Source organism: Prolixibacteraceae bacterium, from assembly GCA_019856515.1.
Taxonomy (GTDB): Bacteria; Bacteroidota; Bacteroidia; order Bacteroidales; family Prolixibacteraceae; genus Halosquirtibacter; species Halosquirtibacter xylanolyticus.
On sequence record CP082230.1, the window covers coordinates 3,979,805 to 3,998,422 of the forward strand.

Below are 18,618 nucleotides of genomic sequence, written 5' to 3' on the forward strand. Positions count from 1 at the left end.
TTCTTAATTTAGTATTATAACCTTCTACTAAGTTGCTTCACCATGCGCTCTTTCCATTCTGGGAAGGTTCCATCTAGGATCTGCTTTCTGGCCTCTCTAACCAATGAAAGATAGAACGTAAGGTTATGAATACTTCCAATTTGAGCGCCTAACATCTCTTTCGATTTATATAGGTGTCTTACATATGCTTTTGTGTAAGAATGGTCTACGTAAGATGTTCCTGAAGGGTCCAATGGACTAAAGTCGTTTGCCCACTTTTGGTTTCTCATATTCATGATGCCGTTCCATGTGAATAACATACCATTACGACCATTTCTTGTGGGCATAACGCAGTCAAACATATCAACACCACGATCAATATTCTCTAGAATGTTAACGGGAGTTCCTACACCCATTAGATATCTTGGTTTGTTTTCTGGTAGAACATCATTCACTACTTCTACCATAGAGTACATATCTTCTTCGCTCTCTCCTACAGATAGCCCTCCAATAGCATATCCATCGCGTTCGAAACTCGCTACATGCTCTGCTGCTTTAACACGAAGATCTTTATAAACACAACCCTGTACAATTGGGAATAGTGTTTGGCTATAACCATATTTAGGTTCTGTTTCATCAAAACGCTTGATACAACGTTCTAACCATCTTTGTGTTAATGCTAAAGATTTTTTTGCATAACCATAGTCTGAATCACCAGGAGTACATTCGTCGAAAGCCATGATGATGTCAGCTCCAATAGTACGCTGGGTGTCCATCACACTCTCTGGAGTGAAAAGGTGTTTCGATCCATCGATATGAGAGCTAAATTCAGCCCCTTCTTCTGTGATCTTACGGATATCTCCAAGAGAGAAGACCTGAAATCCACCACTGTCCGTTAGAATGGGACCATTCCAACCATTAAATTTATGTAGTCCACCTGCTTTCTCTAGGGTGTCTAGTCCTGGACGCAAGTAAAGGTGGTATGTATTTCCTAATATAATTTGTGCTTTGACATCATCGGTCAAATCTTTCAGGTGCAATCCCTTTACGGATCCAATAGTCCCCACAGGCATAAAAATAGGCGTTTCGATTTCACCATGATCGGTAGTGATCTTTCCTGCCCTTGCTTTGGTTCCTTTTCCCTTATGTATGAGTTCGAACTTCACGTTGTCTAATTTTTAAAATAACATGCAAATATATGAGAAAATGATCCATCATTCTCACTCTCGCTAAGCGACAAAGATAATCAATATCTAATGAAACGGAGGGATTTATCTAAAAGGATCCTCTGTATAGATCTTTTTTTAATTACAAAACCGATAGCCTTCAATTTTTAGATAACGCGATGAAACACTTTCTTGTGAATTAAATTATATGTAATTTTGATTAGTGTAAAGTTAGTTAACAAGAGTTATTTACGAAACTAAAGTTGTTATATGCCTCTGAATCATGAGTTTTTCTCATCTTTGTTCCCTCGATTTAATTTTGCGGAACTGACTATTCTAGAGATAATCATTCTATCGATCATACTTTTTTATTTTGTCTTCTATATTATTACTGACTTTCGTCATCTTTTATTTTACCGTAAGCGAACAACAGCTTCTGGTGATTATCAAAAGAGCGTATCAATAATATTGTCAACTAAAAATGAGTTTGATGTCCTACAGCCTGTTTTAGAATCATTGCTTAAGCAGGACTATCATGATTTTGAGGTGGTCGTTGTCGACGACTGCTCAGAAGACCGTACTCCGATAGCTCTTCAGAAAATGTCTTTAGAGTACCCACAACTTGTATTTACTCGTATCTTCAATGAAACTGAATTCAATAATGCATTGACTTTGTCAGTAGGGACAAGAGCTGCTTCTAAAGAGTGGTTGCTGTTTCTTACACCCAATATGCGTCCGGTAAAAAAAGATTACTTGAAGACATTGATGGCCGGTGTGAAAGAGGATGATATCTTGGTTCAAGGTTTATGTAATTATGAGCCTGTGAAATCTTGGAGTAACTACTTCTTGCGCCTTCATATCATCAAGTATGGAATAGACCATTTTAGCAATAGTCAAATAAATGGTTTGGTCCCTGCCTTACCATATAACATAGCTTATAAGCGACATCATTTTACCGATACCAAAGGATTTAGAGCGTTTCTTGATGAGAGATTCTATATCAATGAATGGTATGCTCACTCTTTAACACAGACATCCAAGCAGCTGGCTATTGTGATGGACCCTAGAGCCAAGGTTCTCTTAAATGATCCATATGATAAGTGCGATTATTTAAACCAAAGGGAGAAGTATTTGTTGATGAAGAAGAGGTATGGTTTCGGTCAAAAGGTAATGCAATGGTTAAAGAATTGGGGATGGCCTGTCTCGTTCATCTCTCTACTTTTACTTATTGTATGTTCAAAATATCGTGTTTGGGGTCTCTTGCTATTCTCTTTGGGAAGCTTGATACATATGCTAATCACAAGATGGATAACAAAAAAAATACAAGAAAAGAATTTCGTACTATTTGAATATATCTCACGTCTCTTTTGGCCATTCTATAGTTTTAATTTTTGGTTGAAATTTAGAATTCAAAGACAAAGAAGAAGATGGAGTTGAGCGCAGAAAAGGAGTTGAATTGTGATCATATCTGGGTGGTTAAGGCATTGGCTGGTAGTAGTGTGGCATATGCTGAACTACTACAGCGTCATTATGGCCCCGTATACCAATGGGTAAGGAGTGCTGTTCTTTCCGATCAAGAGGCGGAAGATATATCTATCGAAGCCTTTACCAAAGCCTTTCTAAACCTCTCTTCATATAATAAAGAGTATGCTTTTAGTACATGGATTTTTCGTATTGCAAAAAATCACTGTATCGACTATCTGCGTAAGAGATCTCTCCCTCTAACCTTCACCGACCAAGCCTATCTGTTGGAGCAGGGAATGCACCAAAGTTTTTCTGAAAATAGTGAAACCCCCGAAACGATTCTTCATAAACGTGACTTTACTTGTGCTGTCCATGGAATGGTTGCTTGTTTAAGTCCTCAATATAGTAAATTGATCGAATTGAGATATTTTCATGATTATTCTTATGAGGAGATCTCAAAAGCACTAAATTTGTCGGTCGATATAATTAAAGTTCAATTGTTTCGTGCCAAGAAACGACTTCGTGTATTGGTCGATAAAGATGGCGGTAGAAACTCTCTGGGCTTTGAGATATAAAATTAAGTATGGATATTATTTTAAAATATTTCCCCGATTTAACGGAGGAACAGAAGCGACGCTTTGAGATGCTTGAAGCATTGTATGCTGAGTGGAACGAAAAAATCAATGTGATTTCTCGTAAAGATGTGGAACATCTATATGAAAAACATGTTCTGCACTCTCTCTCTATTGCTAAAGTTATGTGCTTCGAACCAGGTACACGTGTTCTGGATGTTGGTACAGGTGGTGGATTCCCAGGGGTCCCTTTGGCGATCTTATTCCCCGAAACTGAATTCCTTTGTGTGGATGCCATAGGAAAGAAAATAACCGTAGTTAATGGGGTATGTGAAGCATTGGGTTTAACCAATATAAAAGGGGAGCATAAGCGTGTTCAAAACGTGAAAGAGAAGTTCGATTTTATTGTGAGTCGTGCTGTCACTGCTTTCCCAAAATTTGTTGCCATGTCTCGCCCTGTGGTGAGTAAAAAATCTTTTAACAGATTGGCTAATGGAATTTTATACATAAAAGGGGGCGATTTTACAGAAGAGATTGCTACCTTTGCCGACAAATGTAGCGTTTATCCTATCCCAGAATTTTTTGAAGAAGAATTCTTTGAGACGAAAAAAGTGATACATTTAGAGCTATAGTCCCGTTGGACTGTGGTGATTGCTGCGTATTTATTTGGATTTAAAGTCTATATAAATAGCGAATTTTTAAAAATAGAAACCGCTTAGTTTGGTAGAGCAAAAAAAAGAATTATTTTTGCAGACCGAAATATTTAGCGAATATAATCAGAAAAAGTATACCCGATGAAAAGAACATTTCAACCATCGAACAGAAAGAGACGTAACAAACACGGGTTCAGAGAGAGAATGTCTACTGTGAACGGACGTAAAGTTTTGAAAGCTCGTAGAGCAAAAGGTCGTAAGAAACTATCTGTTTCTGACGAGCCACGTCACAAAGCATAAGCTTATCCGGTTTCGGATAATTCTTTGGAATGATTTAAGAGAGGTAAAGAGTCGATGTTCTTTACCTTTTTTTTGTGTTTAAAAAATAAAAAACTAAAAGGTCTTTTTTTGCAACCCCCGAATATGTTTATCTTTACAAAAAATGTTTTGAGAGATGCAAAGAATAAAAGAACTTATATACGAAAAGCTCTCCAATGACTCTAAGTTCCTTCCAATTGTTGAGAAGGTGTTTGGTGGAGAGCGTTTGGTTAGAGAAGAGGGAATGCTTCTTTACCAAGAGGCTGAGTTGCCTCTGTTGGGCTTATTGGCCGAGGTCGTACGACGTCGTATCAATGGCACACAGGTTACTTTCAATCGTAATTTCCATTTCGAACCGACCAATATATGCATGAAAAATTGTGCATTTTGTTCCTATAAACGTCGTTTTAATGAAGAGGGCGCGTGGGAAGAAGGTATTGAAGAGCTTCGTGAAACGATCAAAAAGTATAAGGATAAAAAGGTGACCGAAGTCCATATCACAGGAGGGGTACACCCCGACAGAGGTTTAGATTACTACTGTGACATGGTCAGAGTGATCAAAGAAGAGATGCCCGAACTACATGTAAAGGCCTTTTCTGCTGTAGAGATCGAAGCGATATGCAAGATATCAAAGGTGGACTTTAAAACAGGTCTTATGGCGCTTAAAGAGGCTGGCTTAGGCTCTATCCCTGGTGGTGGCGCAGAGATATTCGATGAAGAGGTGCGAAAACAGATAAGTCCTGATAAAGCGACTTCTGAAGAGTGGCTAGATATTCATGAAACAGCACATGGTTTGGGAATGAAAACCAATGCCACGATGTTGTATGGATTGATTGAAGACTATAGCCACCGCTTAGACCACATGGAACGTCTTAGGTCGTTACAAGATAAAACAGACGGTTTCAATACGTTTATCCCACTGAAGTTTCGACGTTATAACAACGCTTTCTCACATGTTGAGGAGTCGACCACTACGGAAGATCTAAGAAACTATGCTATCTCAAGGATCTATGTCGATAATATACCTCATCTAAAAGCCTACTGGCCTATGATTGGTAAAGAGGTGGCACAGTTATCTCTATCATACGGTGTGGATGACCTCGATGGTACGATTGACGACTCAACCAAGATCTATTCGATGGCGGGAGCAGTACAAAATCCGAGTTCCACAACCCAAGAGCTAGTAGGGATGATTCATGATGCAGGTAAAACAGCTGCTGAAAGAGATACCTTGTATAATATTATCGAACGCTTCGAATAGTATGACCAAAACGAGCTGATTTGGAAAAAAAATAGGATCATATCTATAGTGTATTGGATGTGTCGCAAATAGAAAGAGAGTTATATCGTAGATATGGCTCTCTTTTTGTTGAATTATTCATTCGCATATCTGTATATTTGTATCATAATGAGAAAGTCATCAATAATCACATAATATTACAGTATGAGTTTTATAGAAGTTGCAAAATCAAAACTGTATAACACATTGGAAACCTTTAAAGTATTTATAAGAACAAAACTGTTCTTATACAACTTGTTAGGCCTGTTTGTTTTGATTCCAGTAATAATTTGGATCACCATGTTTTGTATTAAGATCTACACCAAGCATGGGGAGTCGATCATCTTACCAAATTATGCTGGGCTTCAGATTAATGAGTTGAAGCAGTCCGATCATGTATTGGTGCGACTAACAGTTTCTGATTCTATTTTTAAATATGGAATTGAGCCTGGTACTGTGATGGAGCAGACTCCTGAACCTGGATCTAAAATCAAAGAGGGGCGTAAAGTTTTTGTTACCATAGCATCCCATAATCCTAAGGAGATACAGATGCCTAAATTGGTTAATGGTTCTATACGTAAAGCAAAACTGAAGATATCTAGAAGAGGATTAGAGTTGGGAAAGATCACGTTAGTGCCTTCTCCATATGAAGATCTTGTTCTCTCTCAAAAGGTGGAAGGCAAAGAGATTCCTTCTGGGGATAAAGTCTTTCTTGGAAGTGTTGTCGATCTAGAGGTCGGTAGCTCTTTGAATGTTAAAGAGATAGAAATACCTGATCTTTCAGGAATAAATATAGAAGAGGTAAAACAATTGTTAGATGACAGAGGTTTATCTCTAGGAGTGGTTATCTATGACGACTCTTTTGTGACCGCTGAAGATAGTCTAGAGGCACACGTGTCGACACAACAACCAAAGGTGGAAGAAGGAAAAGTGAAACAGGGATCGTTTATCGACATTTGGTTGACGTCGGTGAAAGATACCATTGTAATACAATAAAGGAGTAGTTGAAGATGGTAGAAGATGCAATGACAAATTATGATTCCAATGACGAAGAAGAGCTTTTTGAACACTATAAGATCGAAGTCGATCAAGGGCAAAAACCTCTTCGTGTAGATAAGTACTTGGTGAATCGTATAGATCAGATCTCAAGAAATAGGATACAAACAGCTGCTGATGCAGGTTCTGTGCGTGTCAATGACGAAGTAGTAAAAGCAAACTATAAAGTGAAGCCTGGCGATGTGGTAACCATCATGATGGATTATCCTCGTCGTGAACTAAAGATTATTCCAGAAGATATTCCTTTGGATATCGTGTATGAAGACGACGACTTAGTGGTGGTGAACAAACAACCAGGAATGGTCGTTCATCCAGGTCATGGAAACTATACTGGTACCCTTGTCAATGCTTTGGCCTATCGTTATAAAGATTTGCCGATGTATAACAACGAAGATACGCGTCCAGGATTGGTTCATCGTATTGATAAAAACACGTCGGGACTTCTTGTCGTGGCAAAAAATGAACATGCCAAGACCCATCTGTCAAAACAGTTTTTCGATAAAACAACCAAACGTAGATACTACGCTATCGTTTGGGGAGATGTTAAAGAAGAAGAGGGTACGGTGGTTGGAAATATCGGTCGTAGCTTGAAAAATAGACAGGTCTTTACCGTTTTCCCTGAAGGGGATTATGGTAAGCATGCCGTAACGCACTACAGTGTGGTCGAACGTTTAGGTTATGTCAATCTAGTGGAGTGTGTACTTGAAACAGGACGTACCCACCAGATTCGTGTACACATGAAACACATTGGACATACGCTCTTTAACGACGATAACTATGGTGGAGATAAGATCCTGAAAGGAACAACCTTCACTAAATATAAGCAATTTGTGCAGAACTGTTTTGATGTATTGCCTCGACAAGCACTACATGCACAGATGCTAGGTTTTATTCATCCTACAACAGGCGAAGAGATGGTGTTCGACTCTCCTATACCTGAAGATATGGCAGGATGTATCGACAGATGGCGTAACTATATTGCCAACAGAGGCACAGAGTAGGTCATATACATTCAACTATTGTATAAATGAAAATAGATATTGCTATCATAGCAGGCGGTTACTCTTCGGAGAGAGAAGTATCTCTTCGAAGTGCTGCTTTTGTAATGAAATGTCTGGAATCCACTGCTTACCAGCCTTGGTTGGTGGACATTTCTGATAATGAGTGGAAGGTGACAAGCCATAAAGGAGAATCTTATTCTGTGGATAAGAACAACTTTACTAGTATGGTGGGGGCACAGAAAATTGCATTCAAAGCAGCTTACATCATCGTTCATGGTACGCCAGGGGAGGATGGAAAGCTACAGGGATATTTCGATATGATTGGAATACCCTACTCAAGTTGTAATGCTGCCACCTCTGCTTTAACTTTCAATAAGTACTACTGCAATCAATTCTTGCGTAGTGAAGGCTTTACTGTTGCCAAATCACATCGTCTACTGAAAGGGGACATGTGGGACTCAAATGAGATGGTCGAGAGTCTAGGACTACCGATATTTGTGAAGCCCAATGCGGGTGGGTCAAGCTTTGGTGTGACCAAAGTGAAAGAGTTGGAACAACTAGACCGAGCGATTAAACTAGCGTTTGATGAAGGAGAAGAAGTTCTCTGTGAATCCTTTATGGGGGGACGTGAGTTTACTTGTGGAGCCTTACATTTTCACGGTAAATTGACCGCATTTCCTGTGACGGAGGTGATTACGGAAAATGAATTCTTCAATTATGAAGCGAAATATGTGGTAGGAAAAGCAGACGAAATTACTCCAGCAGATCTTTCTAGTGAAGAGACTTTAGAGATACAGTCGCTAACCAAGAAATTATATCGCTCTTTAGATTGTAGTGGTATCATACGTGCGGACTTCATCTACGATGGCAAGATCTTCCGACTATTGGAAGTGAATACGGTTCCTGGAATGACTGAAACAAGTTTTATTCCACAACAAATTAGGGCGGCCGGTTATACCGAGACCTCTATTTTGGTGGCCATATTGGATGAATTATTGAACTAAATTTTGTAGATTTAAATGAGCGCAAAGATTCCCACGGATCTTTCAAAAGGATTAATTATCTTTGCCGCTCTTTTTTAATGTATCAAACACGAATCGAAAGATGGCTGTACAGCGTCAGAATAACATCCGAAATAGTAATGCTCCTTCCTTAGAGCAGATTGAAGCGCAATATGGAAAACTACCCCCACAAGCAGTGGAGGTGGAAGAAGCTGTGCTTGGTGCTTTAATGTTAGAGCGTGATGCTTATGTATCGGTGGCCGACATGTTACAGCCTGAGTGTTTTTACAAAGATGAGCACCAAAGAATCTTTAAGGTCATCAAAGACCTTAACCTTTCGGATAAGCCCATCGACCTGTTAATGGTTACCCAAGCGCTCCGTGATAAAGGGGAGTTGGACATCGTTGGAGGTCCTCTCTATATCACCCAGTTGACATCTAAAGTAGCTTCTGCTGCCCATATTGAGTTTCATGCACGAATCATTGCGCAAAAACATATCCAACGTGAGTTGATCCATATGTCTTCAGAGATCCAAACAAAGTCTTACCAAGACTCTGTGGAGCTAGAAGATCTAATCGACTTTGCCGAATCATCACTCTTCAAAGTAACAGAGGGAAACATTTCCAAAGAGTCTGTTCCTGTGAAACCCGTGATTGCCCAAGCTATTGAAACGATGCGCGAAAACTCTGTCAAACCAGAAGGTATGAGTGGTGTCCCATCTGGATTTACAAGTCTCGATCGTATCACATCAGGGTGGCAAAAGACAGATATGATTATTATCGCAGCACGTCCTGCGATGGGTAAGACCGCTTTTGTTCTCTCGATGGCTCGTAATATCGCTGTTGAACACCAAAAACCTACTGCCGTATTCTCACTAGAGATGTCCTCGTTGCAGTTGGTTAATCGTTTGATTGCTGCCGAAACAGGTTTTGGGTCAGAGAAGATTAAAACAGGAAAATTGGAGGAACACCAGTGGGGCGAATTACATTCTCGTTTGGAGAAACTGACTGGAGCACCTCTCTTTATTGATGACACGCCTGCACTCTCTGTATATGAATTCAGAGCGAAATGTAGACGTCTGAAGAGCCAGCATAATATTGGTTGTGTGATTGTCGATTACCTTCAGCTAATGACTACAGGTGGGGATGCAAAATTCTCTCGTGAACAGGAGGTGTCTACCATCTCACGTAACTTGAAAGCCATTGCCAAAGAGATCGATGTTCCCATCATCGCGCTGTCTCAGCTTAGTCGTGCAGTAGAGTCGAGAGAGGGACGTCGTCCTCAGCTATCTGACCTTCGTGAATCTGGTGCCATCGAGCAGGATGCCGATATGGTGCTATTTATTCACCGACCAGAGTATTATGGAATTACGGAAGATGCCGATGGAAATAACCTGCAAGGTATTGCAGAGTTGATTATCGCAAAACACCGTAATGGTGCGACAGGTGATGTGCAGCTGCGTTTCGAAAGCTCTATGGCTAAGTTTAGCAATCTTGACGATCCTGAACTTCTTGAGTATGCCTCTACGGAAGCATTAGATCCTAAGGTGAACGTCAACCCAGGACAGGTGGTGAATGCTGGACAAACCTTTAGCTCTAAGATGAATAGTGATATCGATTCAAGTAACTCTAACCCACAAGGTCAAGACCTTAGTTTTGGTGGATTCGATTTCCCTACAGGCAATGAGTTTGATGATACACCTCCATTCTAAGGAGAGGTATAAATCCCATTTTATTTAATGATGAGAAAGCTTAAGAATAGTGAGCTTGGTCGCCTTTCTGTCGACGAGTTCAAAGCCAATGATAAAACACCTATTGTGGTGGTGATGGATAACATCCGTAGTAGTAATAACGTAGGTTCTCTTTTTAGAACATCGGATGCCCTAATTGTTAACTCCCTCTATCTATGTGGGATCACAAACACCCCTCCAAGTGATGATATTCGTAAAACAGCATTAGGAGCAGAAGAGAGTGTGGATTGGAAATATTTTGAGAATACACTAGACGCTATCGCGGTTCTTAAAGCCTATGGTTATAAAATATGTGCCATCGAACAGGTTGAACACTCTATCATGCTACCAGACTTCCAACCGACAAAAGGAGAGAAGTTGGCACTTGTTTTTGGTAACGAAGTGAAAGGAGTCGACCAAAAAGTGATAGACCAATGTGATGCATGTGTAGAGATACCACAATATGGTACCAAACACTCCTTAAATATCTCCGTAAGTGCAGGAGTCGTTCTTTGGGATATATTCCAGAAAATCTCATAGAACCGACAACTTGTTAGGTCCTGCAACACAATAAACGTATAAAGTCGATATTACCTCTCTGTTACAATATGAAAAGAGAGGTAGTATCGACTTTGTAATTTACATCTATTACCCCCATACGAATTGCAATAAGTCTATCATGAACATATTTGAATGATAAAAGAGAGAGATCTTCATTTTATTAATTGATAATAGAAGAGTTGTTTGTCTGAATAAATTAGACTTATTTTAACCTATTGAAGCCTATTGTTCTCTTAAGATATTGGGTGTAATCAAGTTGTAAATAAAGAAAAATAGCTGAATTTATGAGTACAGAAAAAGAGGTTGTCTTAATTACAGGATGTTCTACGGGGGTCGGATTGGAGAGTGCTGTTCTTTTCGCGCGAATGGGGTACAAAGTATATGCAACTATGCGTAATCTAAATAAGCGAAATGCACTGGATCAACGAATCGATGCAGAGACGCTAGATATCCAAATATTAGAGCTAAATGTACAGAATACTGTTACGATTGAGTCTACAGTAAAATATATTATCGATAAATCGAATAAAATTGATCTATTGATAAACAATGCAGGAGTTGGGTTTGCCAAGAATATAGAACAAGCCTCTGAAGAGGAGATGAAGTGGGTGATGGATGTCAACTATTATGGAATAGTGCGAGTGATTAAAGCCACACTTCCTTATATGCGTGAGCAACAGTCAGGAAGAGTAATTAATATTTCATCGGTTGGTGGGCTTGTTGGTCAGCCTTTTAATGAATTCTATTGTGCCGCTAAATTTGCAGTGGAAGGTTTTACGGAGTCTTTAGCAAGTTATATCACCCCTGCTTTTAATATTCAGTTTTCACTTGTCGAACCAGGGGGTGTCACAACGGAGTTTATGAATTCAGCAGTGGCTAGTACATTGCAAGATGGTAAGATGGAGCAAGGAGCTTATCAAGATATCTTTAATGACTATATGCGTGGTTCTCAAAAAAGATCAGCAGAGAGCAATGCCCAAGTGTATCAAACAGGAGTAGAAGTCGCAGAAGTTATTTATCAGGTAGCCATCGATAAAAATCCTCCTTTACGCGTTCGCACCTCTTTTTGGGCTGAAGATCTATGTCGATTAAAGACTGCGAGTGACCCTGATGGGCTCAAGATCAACCAAAAGGTGAGACGTGATTTCTTAGGAGAATAAGTGTTGTTCGTATCCATACCAATTAAGTCATATCGTGATAGGTAAACTGTTTGGAAAAACTACTAATTAAACAAGACGAAAAAGAGTCGTTTCGCCTTATTTAAGTATAAATATGTCAATATTTGTGTTACATCACTTAGTAATATTGCCTAACGAAGGATAAACAATTTTGTATGGAACAATATCGCTCAATTCATCACTCGATTGGGCATAAAAAAATAAAAGGCTTATGGAGAAGAACTCCATAAGCCTTTACTTTTCAGAATAATAATAGAAAGAATCAAAATTTCTTTTGATATATATGACAATAAGGACTCGATCCCTTATTTTCATAATAGTCTTGATGATACGCTTCAGCATCATAGAATGTCTCTTCTGGAATCACTTCAGTAACTACAGTATAACCATTCTTCTCTAACTCTTTTACAAGCTTCTCTGTGGTCGCCTTCTGTCGATCACTAGTATAGAATACCACCGAGCGATATTGTGTACCTATGTCTGGCCCTTGTCCGTCTATCTGTGAGGTGTCGTGGGTCTCGAAATAGACTTTTGCAATGGTTTCGAAACTTACTTTAGAGGGGTCAAAAACAACTTTGGTGGTCTCTGCATGACCTGTATTGCCCGTACAAACTTCTCGATAGGTTGGGTTTTTTGTCTTTCCACCCATATAACCTACTGTAGTCGAAATGACGCCAGGAATCTTCTGTAGATGATACTCTGTGCCCCAAAAACATCCCGAAGCCAAATAAGCCACCTCTGTGTCGTTATGAGGGGCAATTATCTTTGGTAGCGGTTCTCCTTTAGGCACAAAAGTCATCGAGATCGAATTAACACAGTGTCGGGTATTCGTTGAAGTAAATCCTTCGCCTAGAAATACATGTCCTAGATGTCCTCCACAATTGGCACATACAATCTCCGTACGCAAACCATCGTTATCTGGAATTCGTTTAACAGCCCCCTCTATCTCATCATCAAATGCAGGCCATCCACATCCTGAATCAAACTTATCTGACGACTGGTATAGTGGTGCATTACAACGTTTGCATATGTAGGTTCCGTTCTCATTAAACTTATCGTATTGGCCTGTAAAAGGAGCTTCTGTATGTTTGTTCTCAATTACATTCTCTTCTTGTGTGTTCAGGCTATTGTATCTGTTTTGAGCCTCACTACTGTATGTTGTCATTGTAAATAGTATTAGTATATATAGTATCTTTCTCATATAGATCCGTTTTGGAGTACCGACACCACAAGATCATCTCATTATAGTATATGGGTACAATTATAACTCTATAACCTATTAAGGGCAAAGATGTTCCCTCAAAAAGTATTAAAGTTATCTTAATTTAATAGAGACACATCGCTTTAATGTTAGAAGATACGCAGAAGTAGACACACATAAAAAGCGTTTTGTTGTACAATAAAAATCCATAAAATCGGTTATGAATTAATAAAACCACTAATGTTATGATGCCCCAACTGAGCGTATGCATCCCCATATATAATAGAAATATCTCGTTATTAGTAACCGCTTTGGTTTTTGAAATCGAACGTTATCAGTTACCTGTAAATGTGATACTATTGGATGATGCTTCTCAGGAGAAATTCTCTTTAGCCAATCGTCAACTAGAAGGCAAACATGTTACTTATGAATTACTTCCAGAAAATATTGGTAGGGCAAGAATACGCAATCTATTTCTTCAAAAGACCCAAGCTCCATTACTGGTATTTATTGATTGTGACTCCATCATAATGAAAAAGGATTATATTCGAACTTACCTTGGTGCTTTCGATGATCCTACATGCAAAATTATATATGGTGGTCGTAGATACCCTAGTAGCTTCTCTTGTAATAAAAGACTCGAAGGGTTGTATGGAAATTATCGTGTTGCAAACCCTGCTGTAGAGAGAAAAGTGATTGGTAATAGGGCGTTTTTAACAAACAATTTCGCGATACGTAGGACCGTATTAGAGACACATCCTTTTGACAACTCTTTATGTCGATATGGTTATGAGGATATGCTTTTTCAGAACGAATTGACACAGTCTAATATCGAAGTGATCCATATAGACAACCCTGTACTTAACTCAGAGCTAGATTTAAACAAGGATGCCATAAGAAAGATGGAGCTCGCTACACAAACCCTAAAAGAGATCTTAGTTACTCCAAAGAACCAATCTTTACGTGAGGAGATGAAATTAATGAATTATTATGATCGTTTAAATCAAAATAGATTCACCTCTATCATCGGCCCAATACTTATCTGTTTGGCTCCTGTTCTACGATGCATACTAATTGTCTATCCTACGCTCTTTTTTATGGATATATATAAGCTGGCTCTTCTCTTTCGTTATAAAATAGAGAAGCCACAACCTCTTTCATGCAATAAAAGGGATGTGGCTATGGGAAAGATTTATACCAATTGTATTTCGAAATAATCTCAACATATAATTGATACTAGATCTTACGTCGTCAATAACGACGCAAGATCAACTATAAGAAATAATAGTGTTTTATAATAGATTTGAGGTGATGAAATAATTTTTTAAATTAAAGACGTATCGTAAGTCCCAGTGCAAAATTGATCCCTGCCTGTGGATACCATCCGATGTCGTTGTTTCTTGTGCCACCAACATAAGAAGAGTAAACCCATGCATTGGTCTCATACTCTTGTGCGAAGATATTATTTACCTGTCCCCAAATCATAAGTCTCTTCAACCCTCTAATGGTTGGTTCATAACTCGCTTTGATATTGGTAAAACTGTAGGCATCAATCTTTCTATCTGAACTGCTCGTGTTATCCATAAACTGTGCTCCTACATATTGTGTAGTCCAAGATATATCAAGATCTTCAGTAGCATGCATCGTGGCAATAATGTTACCTACTACATTAGGCGAGTAGGCGATATCTGTAGTCCCCAATGACTCTTCTTTCTGACCTAGATAGTTCCAATCAGCATCATAGTCATCCACATAAGAGGTGAAATCCTTGATCTTATTTTGTGAGAATGCAATATTACCTGAAAGATCAAACATCTTATTAAGACGTGCTCCTGCAGATAGCTCAATACCCAAACGATAACTGTCTGGTGTGTTTATCATGATCGCTGACCCTACATCGTTCAACTCCCCAGTGTTCACCAATTGATCTTTGTACTGCATATAGTAAAAATTGGTTGAGAACTGTACTGTCTTCGTATGGTAGTTAAATCCTAGCTCTGTATCATAAAGTCTCTCTGGGGTAGGCTTCTTATTTGTTGGTGCATCCACAAAATCAGAACGCTTTGGTTCTTTATGTGCCACCGCAAAACTAACATAACTGTCCCATGCTTGGCTTGGGGCTAGATAAAGACCCAACTTAGGGTTGAAGAAATTATAGTTATACGACTGATCAATATTAACCATATTATCATCCGTACCGCTAATAACATAGTCTACATGTCTATATTGAACATCTCCCATTACAGAGAGTTGGTCTGTTATATTGGCATTTAACTTGGCATATATATTACCATCCTTCTTGGTTCCATTACCACGATACCACTCATCTTCATAAGGTACATTGACTTTCTCTGCCCATAATATCTCTCCAAAGTGGTCTCCATCATACTTGTTCCACGCTCCACCAACAATGAAATCTCCAAAAGGAAGAGGTTGTTTGAAGGAGGTCGTAAAACCATAGAAGGTATTATCTAGCCACTTCTGTGTAATGAAATCCATCTTCTCTGAAGTCGATGTTATGCCAAATTTCTTTGGTTTCTTGTTGTCTTTATAGCTCTCATAGTATCCCTCACCGAGTGTACTATGGAGCGCAACATTCCAAGTAGCTTTGTTGTCGAAGATATGGGTGTAGAACAGCTGGAAATGCGTCTGTACATAGTTGTCTGTTTGATTATCGTAATACTGAGTCTTACCATCGGCATCAGTATATACCCCTTCTGGATTATACGTTCTGTTACCGGCTTTAAGACTGTCGTTAGGAACTCCTGACCATGCCTGGTAGGTCTTCTCTTTTCCTGTGAAAACATTCATCTTTACAATGTTGTTCTCTGAATAGTAGCCTCCCGAAACATAGTAGGATTGAAGATCCGAAGTAGCTCTGTCTATATAACCATCACTGTTGATAAAACTTGCTCTCGCATCAAAGCTAAAATGGTTGTTGATTAAACCCGTTCCCACTTTGACCGTGTTTTTAAATGAAGCGAATGATCCTGCCATTGAGTTTAACTCGGCATAAGGCTCCGTGTCAGGTGCTGCTGTTTGAATATTTACTGTGGCACCAAAAGCGGCTGCTCCGTTGGTTGAGGTTCCAACTCCACGTTGTACCTGCACATTCTGAACCGAAGACCCAAAATCAGGCATGTTGACCCAAAATACATTCTGACTCTCCGAATCGTTAAGTGGGATACCATCAACGGTAATATTAATACGCGACTGGTCCGTTCCACGGATCTTCATCGACGTATAACCAATTCCAGTACCTGCATCCGAACTTACAACCAACGAAGGAGTGTTGTTCAATAGATAAGGAAGATCCTGACCCGTATTCTTCTGATCCAACACCTCTTTCGAGATATTCGAATAGGTGAAAGGCGCTTTCTCTCCAGCCCTTGTCGCTTCAACTAGAATTTCATCAACATTTTGCAACGAGGGTTTAAGTATGATTGTTAATGTTTTGCTTTGAGGGGTCTTGACTGAAATAACCTGCTTGTTATACCCCATATAACTCACATCAATAGCGTAAGTCCCTTTGTTTTTAACCTCTAAAGTGAAATTTCCATTGAAGTCCGTAACATCTCCTTTGGAGCTTCCTTCAATGGCAACGGCTGCCCCAGGAATGGGCGATTGGTTTTCATCTACCACAACACCCTTGATGGTCTGTTGGGCATACAATGAAAAAGATAATGTGGTTAAAATAAGTGCTAAGAATAGATTTCTCATGTTGTTTTTCATTACTGTTAAAATGAATACAAACATGGAGGATACGTGGATCTACAAATTCCCTAAGCAGGATTATCTCCTCAGGTTCAAAGGGTCTGATCTCAGCCTGAATGCTTTTATTCGCATAGGCACCCCCATCGTTTCGTGTTCTTAATTAATTACTGCATGCAAAGGTAAAGCTAATAATTGGATAATAATTCAAAACCAGCCTCTATATTTGATAATAACGGATATAATAGTCTTATTATTTAGAATGATTTAAATTATATCTCCTAATTGTAATGCATTGTATCTCAATTATAAATGGGGGATTGTATTATTTCGGTGTGAGAAGAAACAGGACCAACTCTAAATATCATAACTCCTATTTATTTTACCATCATTCATCTTATTATCGACTCTTCTCAACAAAAAATAATCCCAGCTCCCAAAATAAATCCCACTTTCCAATAACAATAATTCCACCTTCCCAAAAATAATTTCTCTCTCTTAATGAAAAAGAGCAATCCCTTCGCCTCTCAGTATTCAACTCCTCTCTTCCTTAATTTCTCTATCCCTCCCTTATACCTCCCCTATATTTGCCTTACCCTTCATCTACCTTAGCCATACGCTTAAGTTACCTTTTGGTGCTATTTAGGTAAGGGAAGGGTAACTTAAGGGTAAGTTTAGGGTAACTTTAGTATAGGGATGGTCCCTGTTTGAACCCTTTAAAAAAGCCGTTTAGATCATTGTTCAAACAGGAACTTCGCTTCCCTATATGTTGCAGAGAAACGATGATCGCGTTTAAACTCAATATGGTTAAATAAAAAAGATTGGAAGACGTGAATATTTATGTAATGTAGATCAGTGTTTATAAATAGGTGTTTTGATTGCTATTTCAAGGGCTTCTTCTTTTCCTTTTGCTTGCCATAAGAATGTGCATTGGACATTAAGTTTCTTCACCTTTTTATCCATATGATCGTAACAATCAATCAAAGCGTTTGCTGTCATTATATGATTATGAATAACAATATTTCCGATGTCACCACTTCCGATATTAAGTTGTTCCTGAATGGGTCCAGAAGAAGAAGTGAGTATTCTATAACCCTCATTTGGTGTTTTTTCAACACAGTACCTTGCAGTCCAGTTGTTCCTGTAGTTGAAGTGCACTATTGTTTTGTGTTCACTAACTTTGTATTCTATATTTCTAGGAATCTCGATTTCAATGGTAGGGAATTCTCCACTAATATATGATAAATGTCCTGCCTGTATAAATCTTACAGGTCCCATTTTATCACCAGTTTCATACTGTTTAAGTAGATATTTATTATGTTTTCCGTTTCCATTAAAATCAATTGGAGAGTCGGATATCATATCTACTAATTGATAGGCTCCTAGGAATTGACTTGGAAGTTTCTGAGCGTCAATCATGACTTCTTTCTGGCATGAAAATAATCCTGCAAAGAGTAGGGTTGTTAATAATGCTATTTTCTTCATATTATAAAGTTCGTGATGTTATGGCTATGTAAAATATTAAAAAAAAGTTTTTTTAATTATTAACCCGACGGCACCATTATTCAGTTGATTTATATATGATACTTGTAAGATATTACAAGTATCATAAAATTGTTATGCTTCCTTTGGATTAATAGATAATAACTCCTATTCTGGCCTAATTATAAGGAATAGTTCATTACCTAGTTCTGTTTTATGATCAAAAACAGAAGCTGAAGAAGGAGAATCATACAATCAGTGATAAAA

16 protein-coding genes and 1 riboswitch are annotated in these 18,618 nt (G+C 38.7%); of the genes, 12 read left to right on the forward strand and 4 right to left on the reverse strand.

What is annotated here, in order from left to right; translation table 11 throughout:
- Positions 1 to 14 precede the first annotated feature (14 nt).
- A complete protein-coding gene (gene tgt / locus K5X82_14640) occupies positions 15 to 1,145 on the reverse strand; it encodes a tRNA guanosine(34) transglycosylase Tgt (GenBank protein ID QZT36483.1) in 1,131 nt (376 codons plus the stop codon).
- Positions 1,146 to 1,415: 270 nt separating this feature from the next.
- Here tgt and K5X82_14645 point away from each other — a divergent pair, with 270 nt between their 5' ends.
- From K5X82_14645 to K5X82_14695, 11 genes are all read left to right on the forward strand, one after another.
- The gene (locus K5X82_14645) at positions 1,416 to 2,582 is read left to right on the forward strand and encodes a glycosyltransferase family 2 protein (GenBank protein QZT36484.1); all 1,167 of its coding nucleotides are present in this window, start codon (positions 1,416 to 1,418) and stop codon (positions 2,580 to 2,582) included.
- Positions 2,573 to 3,184, forward strand: a complete 612-nt coding sequence (locus K5X82_14650) for a sigma-70 family RNA polymerase sigma factor (GenBank protein QZT36485.1) — start codon at positions 2,573 to 2,575, stop codon at positions 3,182 to 3,184. Before K5X82_14645 ends, K5X82_14650 begins: the two co-directional genes overlap by 10 nt.
- A gap of 8 nt (positions 3,185 to 3,192) precedes the next feature.
- A complete protein-coding gene (gene rsmG / locus K5X82_14655) occupies positions 3,193 to 3,813 on the forward strand; it encodes a 16S rRNA (guanine(527)-N(7))-methyltransferase RsmG (protein QZT36486.1) in 621 nt (206 codons plus the stop codon).
- A 162-nt stretch (positions 3,814 to 3,975) separates the two neighbouring features.
- Positions 3,976 to 4,134 (forward strand): 50S ribosomal protein L34, encoded by a 159-nt coding sequence (rpmH, locus tag K5X82_14660; GenBank protein QZT36487.1) that lies wholly within the window; start codon positions 3,976 to 3,978, stop codon positions 4,132 to 4,134.
- 154 nt (positions 4,135 to 4,288) lie between these two features.
- Positions 4,289 to 5,413: an aminofutalosine synthase MqnE gene (gene mqnE, locus K5X82_14665; GenBank protein QZT36488.1), complete on the forward strand. Its 1,125-nt coding sequence runs from the start codon at positions 4,289 to 4,291 to the stop codon at positions 5,411 to 5,413.
- A gap of 183 nt (positions 5,414 to 5,596) precedes the next feature.
- Positions 5,597 to 6,427, forward strand: coding sequence for a PASTA domain-containing protein (locus tag K5X82_14670; protein QZT36489.1), 831 nt, complete (start codon positions 5,597 to 5,599; stop codon positions 6,425 to 6,427).
- Between the two features lie 14 nt (positions 6,428 to 6,441).
- On the forward strand, positions 6,442 to 7,488 hold the full coding sequence (locus K5X82_14675) for an RluA family pseudouridine synthase (protein QZT39135.1): 1,047 nt from the start codon (positions 6,442 to 6,444) through the stop codon (positions 7,486 to 7,488).
- A gap of 26 nt (positions 7,489 to 7,514) precedes the next feature.
- Positions 7,515 to 8,492, forward strand: coding sequence for a D-alanine--D-alanine ligase (locus tag K5X82_14680; GenBank protein ID QZT36490.1), 978 nt, complete (start codon positions 7,515 to 7,517; stop codon positions 8,490 to 8,492).
- 100 nt (positions 8,493 to 8,592) lie between these two features.
- On the forward strand, positions 8,593 to 10,200 hold the full coding sequence (dnaB, locus tag K5X82_14685; protein QZT36491.1) for a replicative DNA helicase: 1,608 nt from the start codon (positions 8,593 to 8,595) through the stop codon (positions 10,198 to 10,200).
- A 30-nt stretch (positions 10,201 to 10,230) separates the two neighbouring features.
- On the forward strand, positions 10,231 to 10,758 hold the full coding sequence (locus K5X82_14690; protein ID QZT39136.1) for an RNA methyltransferase: 528 nt from the start codon (positions 10,231 to 10,233) through the stop codon (positions 10,756 to 10,758).
- Positions 10,759 to 11,063: 305 nt separating this feature from the next.
- Positions 11,064 to 11,939 (forward strand): SDR family oxidoreductase, encoded by an 876-nt coding sequence (locus tag K5X82_14695; protein QZT36492.1) that lies wholly within the window; start codon positions 11,064 to 11,066, stop codon positions 11,937 to 11,939.
- Positions 11,940 to 12,219: 280 nt separating this feature from the next.
- Here K5X82_14695 and K5X82_14700 read toward each other — a convergent pair whose 3' ends face one another.
- Complete coding sequence (locus K5X82_14700) at positions 12,220 to 13,158, reverse strand: bifunctional methionine sulfoxide reductase B/A protein (protein ID QZT36493.1); 939 nt, start codon at positions 13,156 to 13,158, stop codon at positions 12,220 to 12,222.
- Positions 13,159 to 13,403: 245 nt separating this feature from the next.
- On the opposite strand from K5X82_14700, the gene K5X82_14705 reads away from it, so the two are divergent.
- A complete protein-coding gene (locus K5X82_14705) occupies positions 13,404 to 14,375 on the forward strand; it encodes a glycosyltransferase (protein QZT36494.1) in 972 nt (323 codons plus the stop codon).
- Positions 14,376 to 14,487: 112 nt separating this feature from the next.
- On the opposite strand, the gene K5X82_14710 is transcribed toward K5X82_14705, so the two are convergent.
- On the reverse strand, positions 14,488 to 16,878 hold the full coding sequence (locus tag K5X82_14710) for a TonB-dependent receptor (GenBank protein ID QZT36495.1): 2,391 nt from the start codon (positions 16,876 to 16,878) through the stop codon (positions 14,488 to 14,490).
- Positions 16,879 to 16,919: 41 nt separating this feature from the next.
- Positions 16,920 to 17,024: riboswitch (TPP riboswitch) on the reverse strand.
- A 697-nt stretch (positions 17,025 to 17,721) separates the two neighbouring features.
- Complete coding sequence (locus K5X82_14715; GenBank protein QZT36496.1) at positions 17,722 to 18,354, reverse strand: hypothetical protein; 633 nt, start codon at positions 18,352 to 18,354, stop codon at positions 17,722 to 17,724.
- Positions 18,355 to 18,618 lie beyond the last annotated feature (264 nt).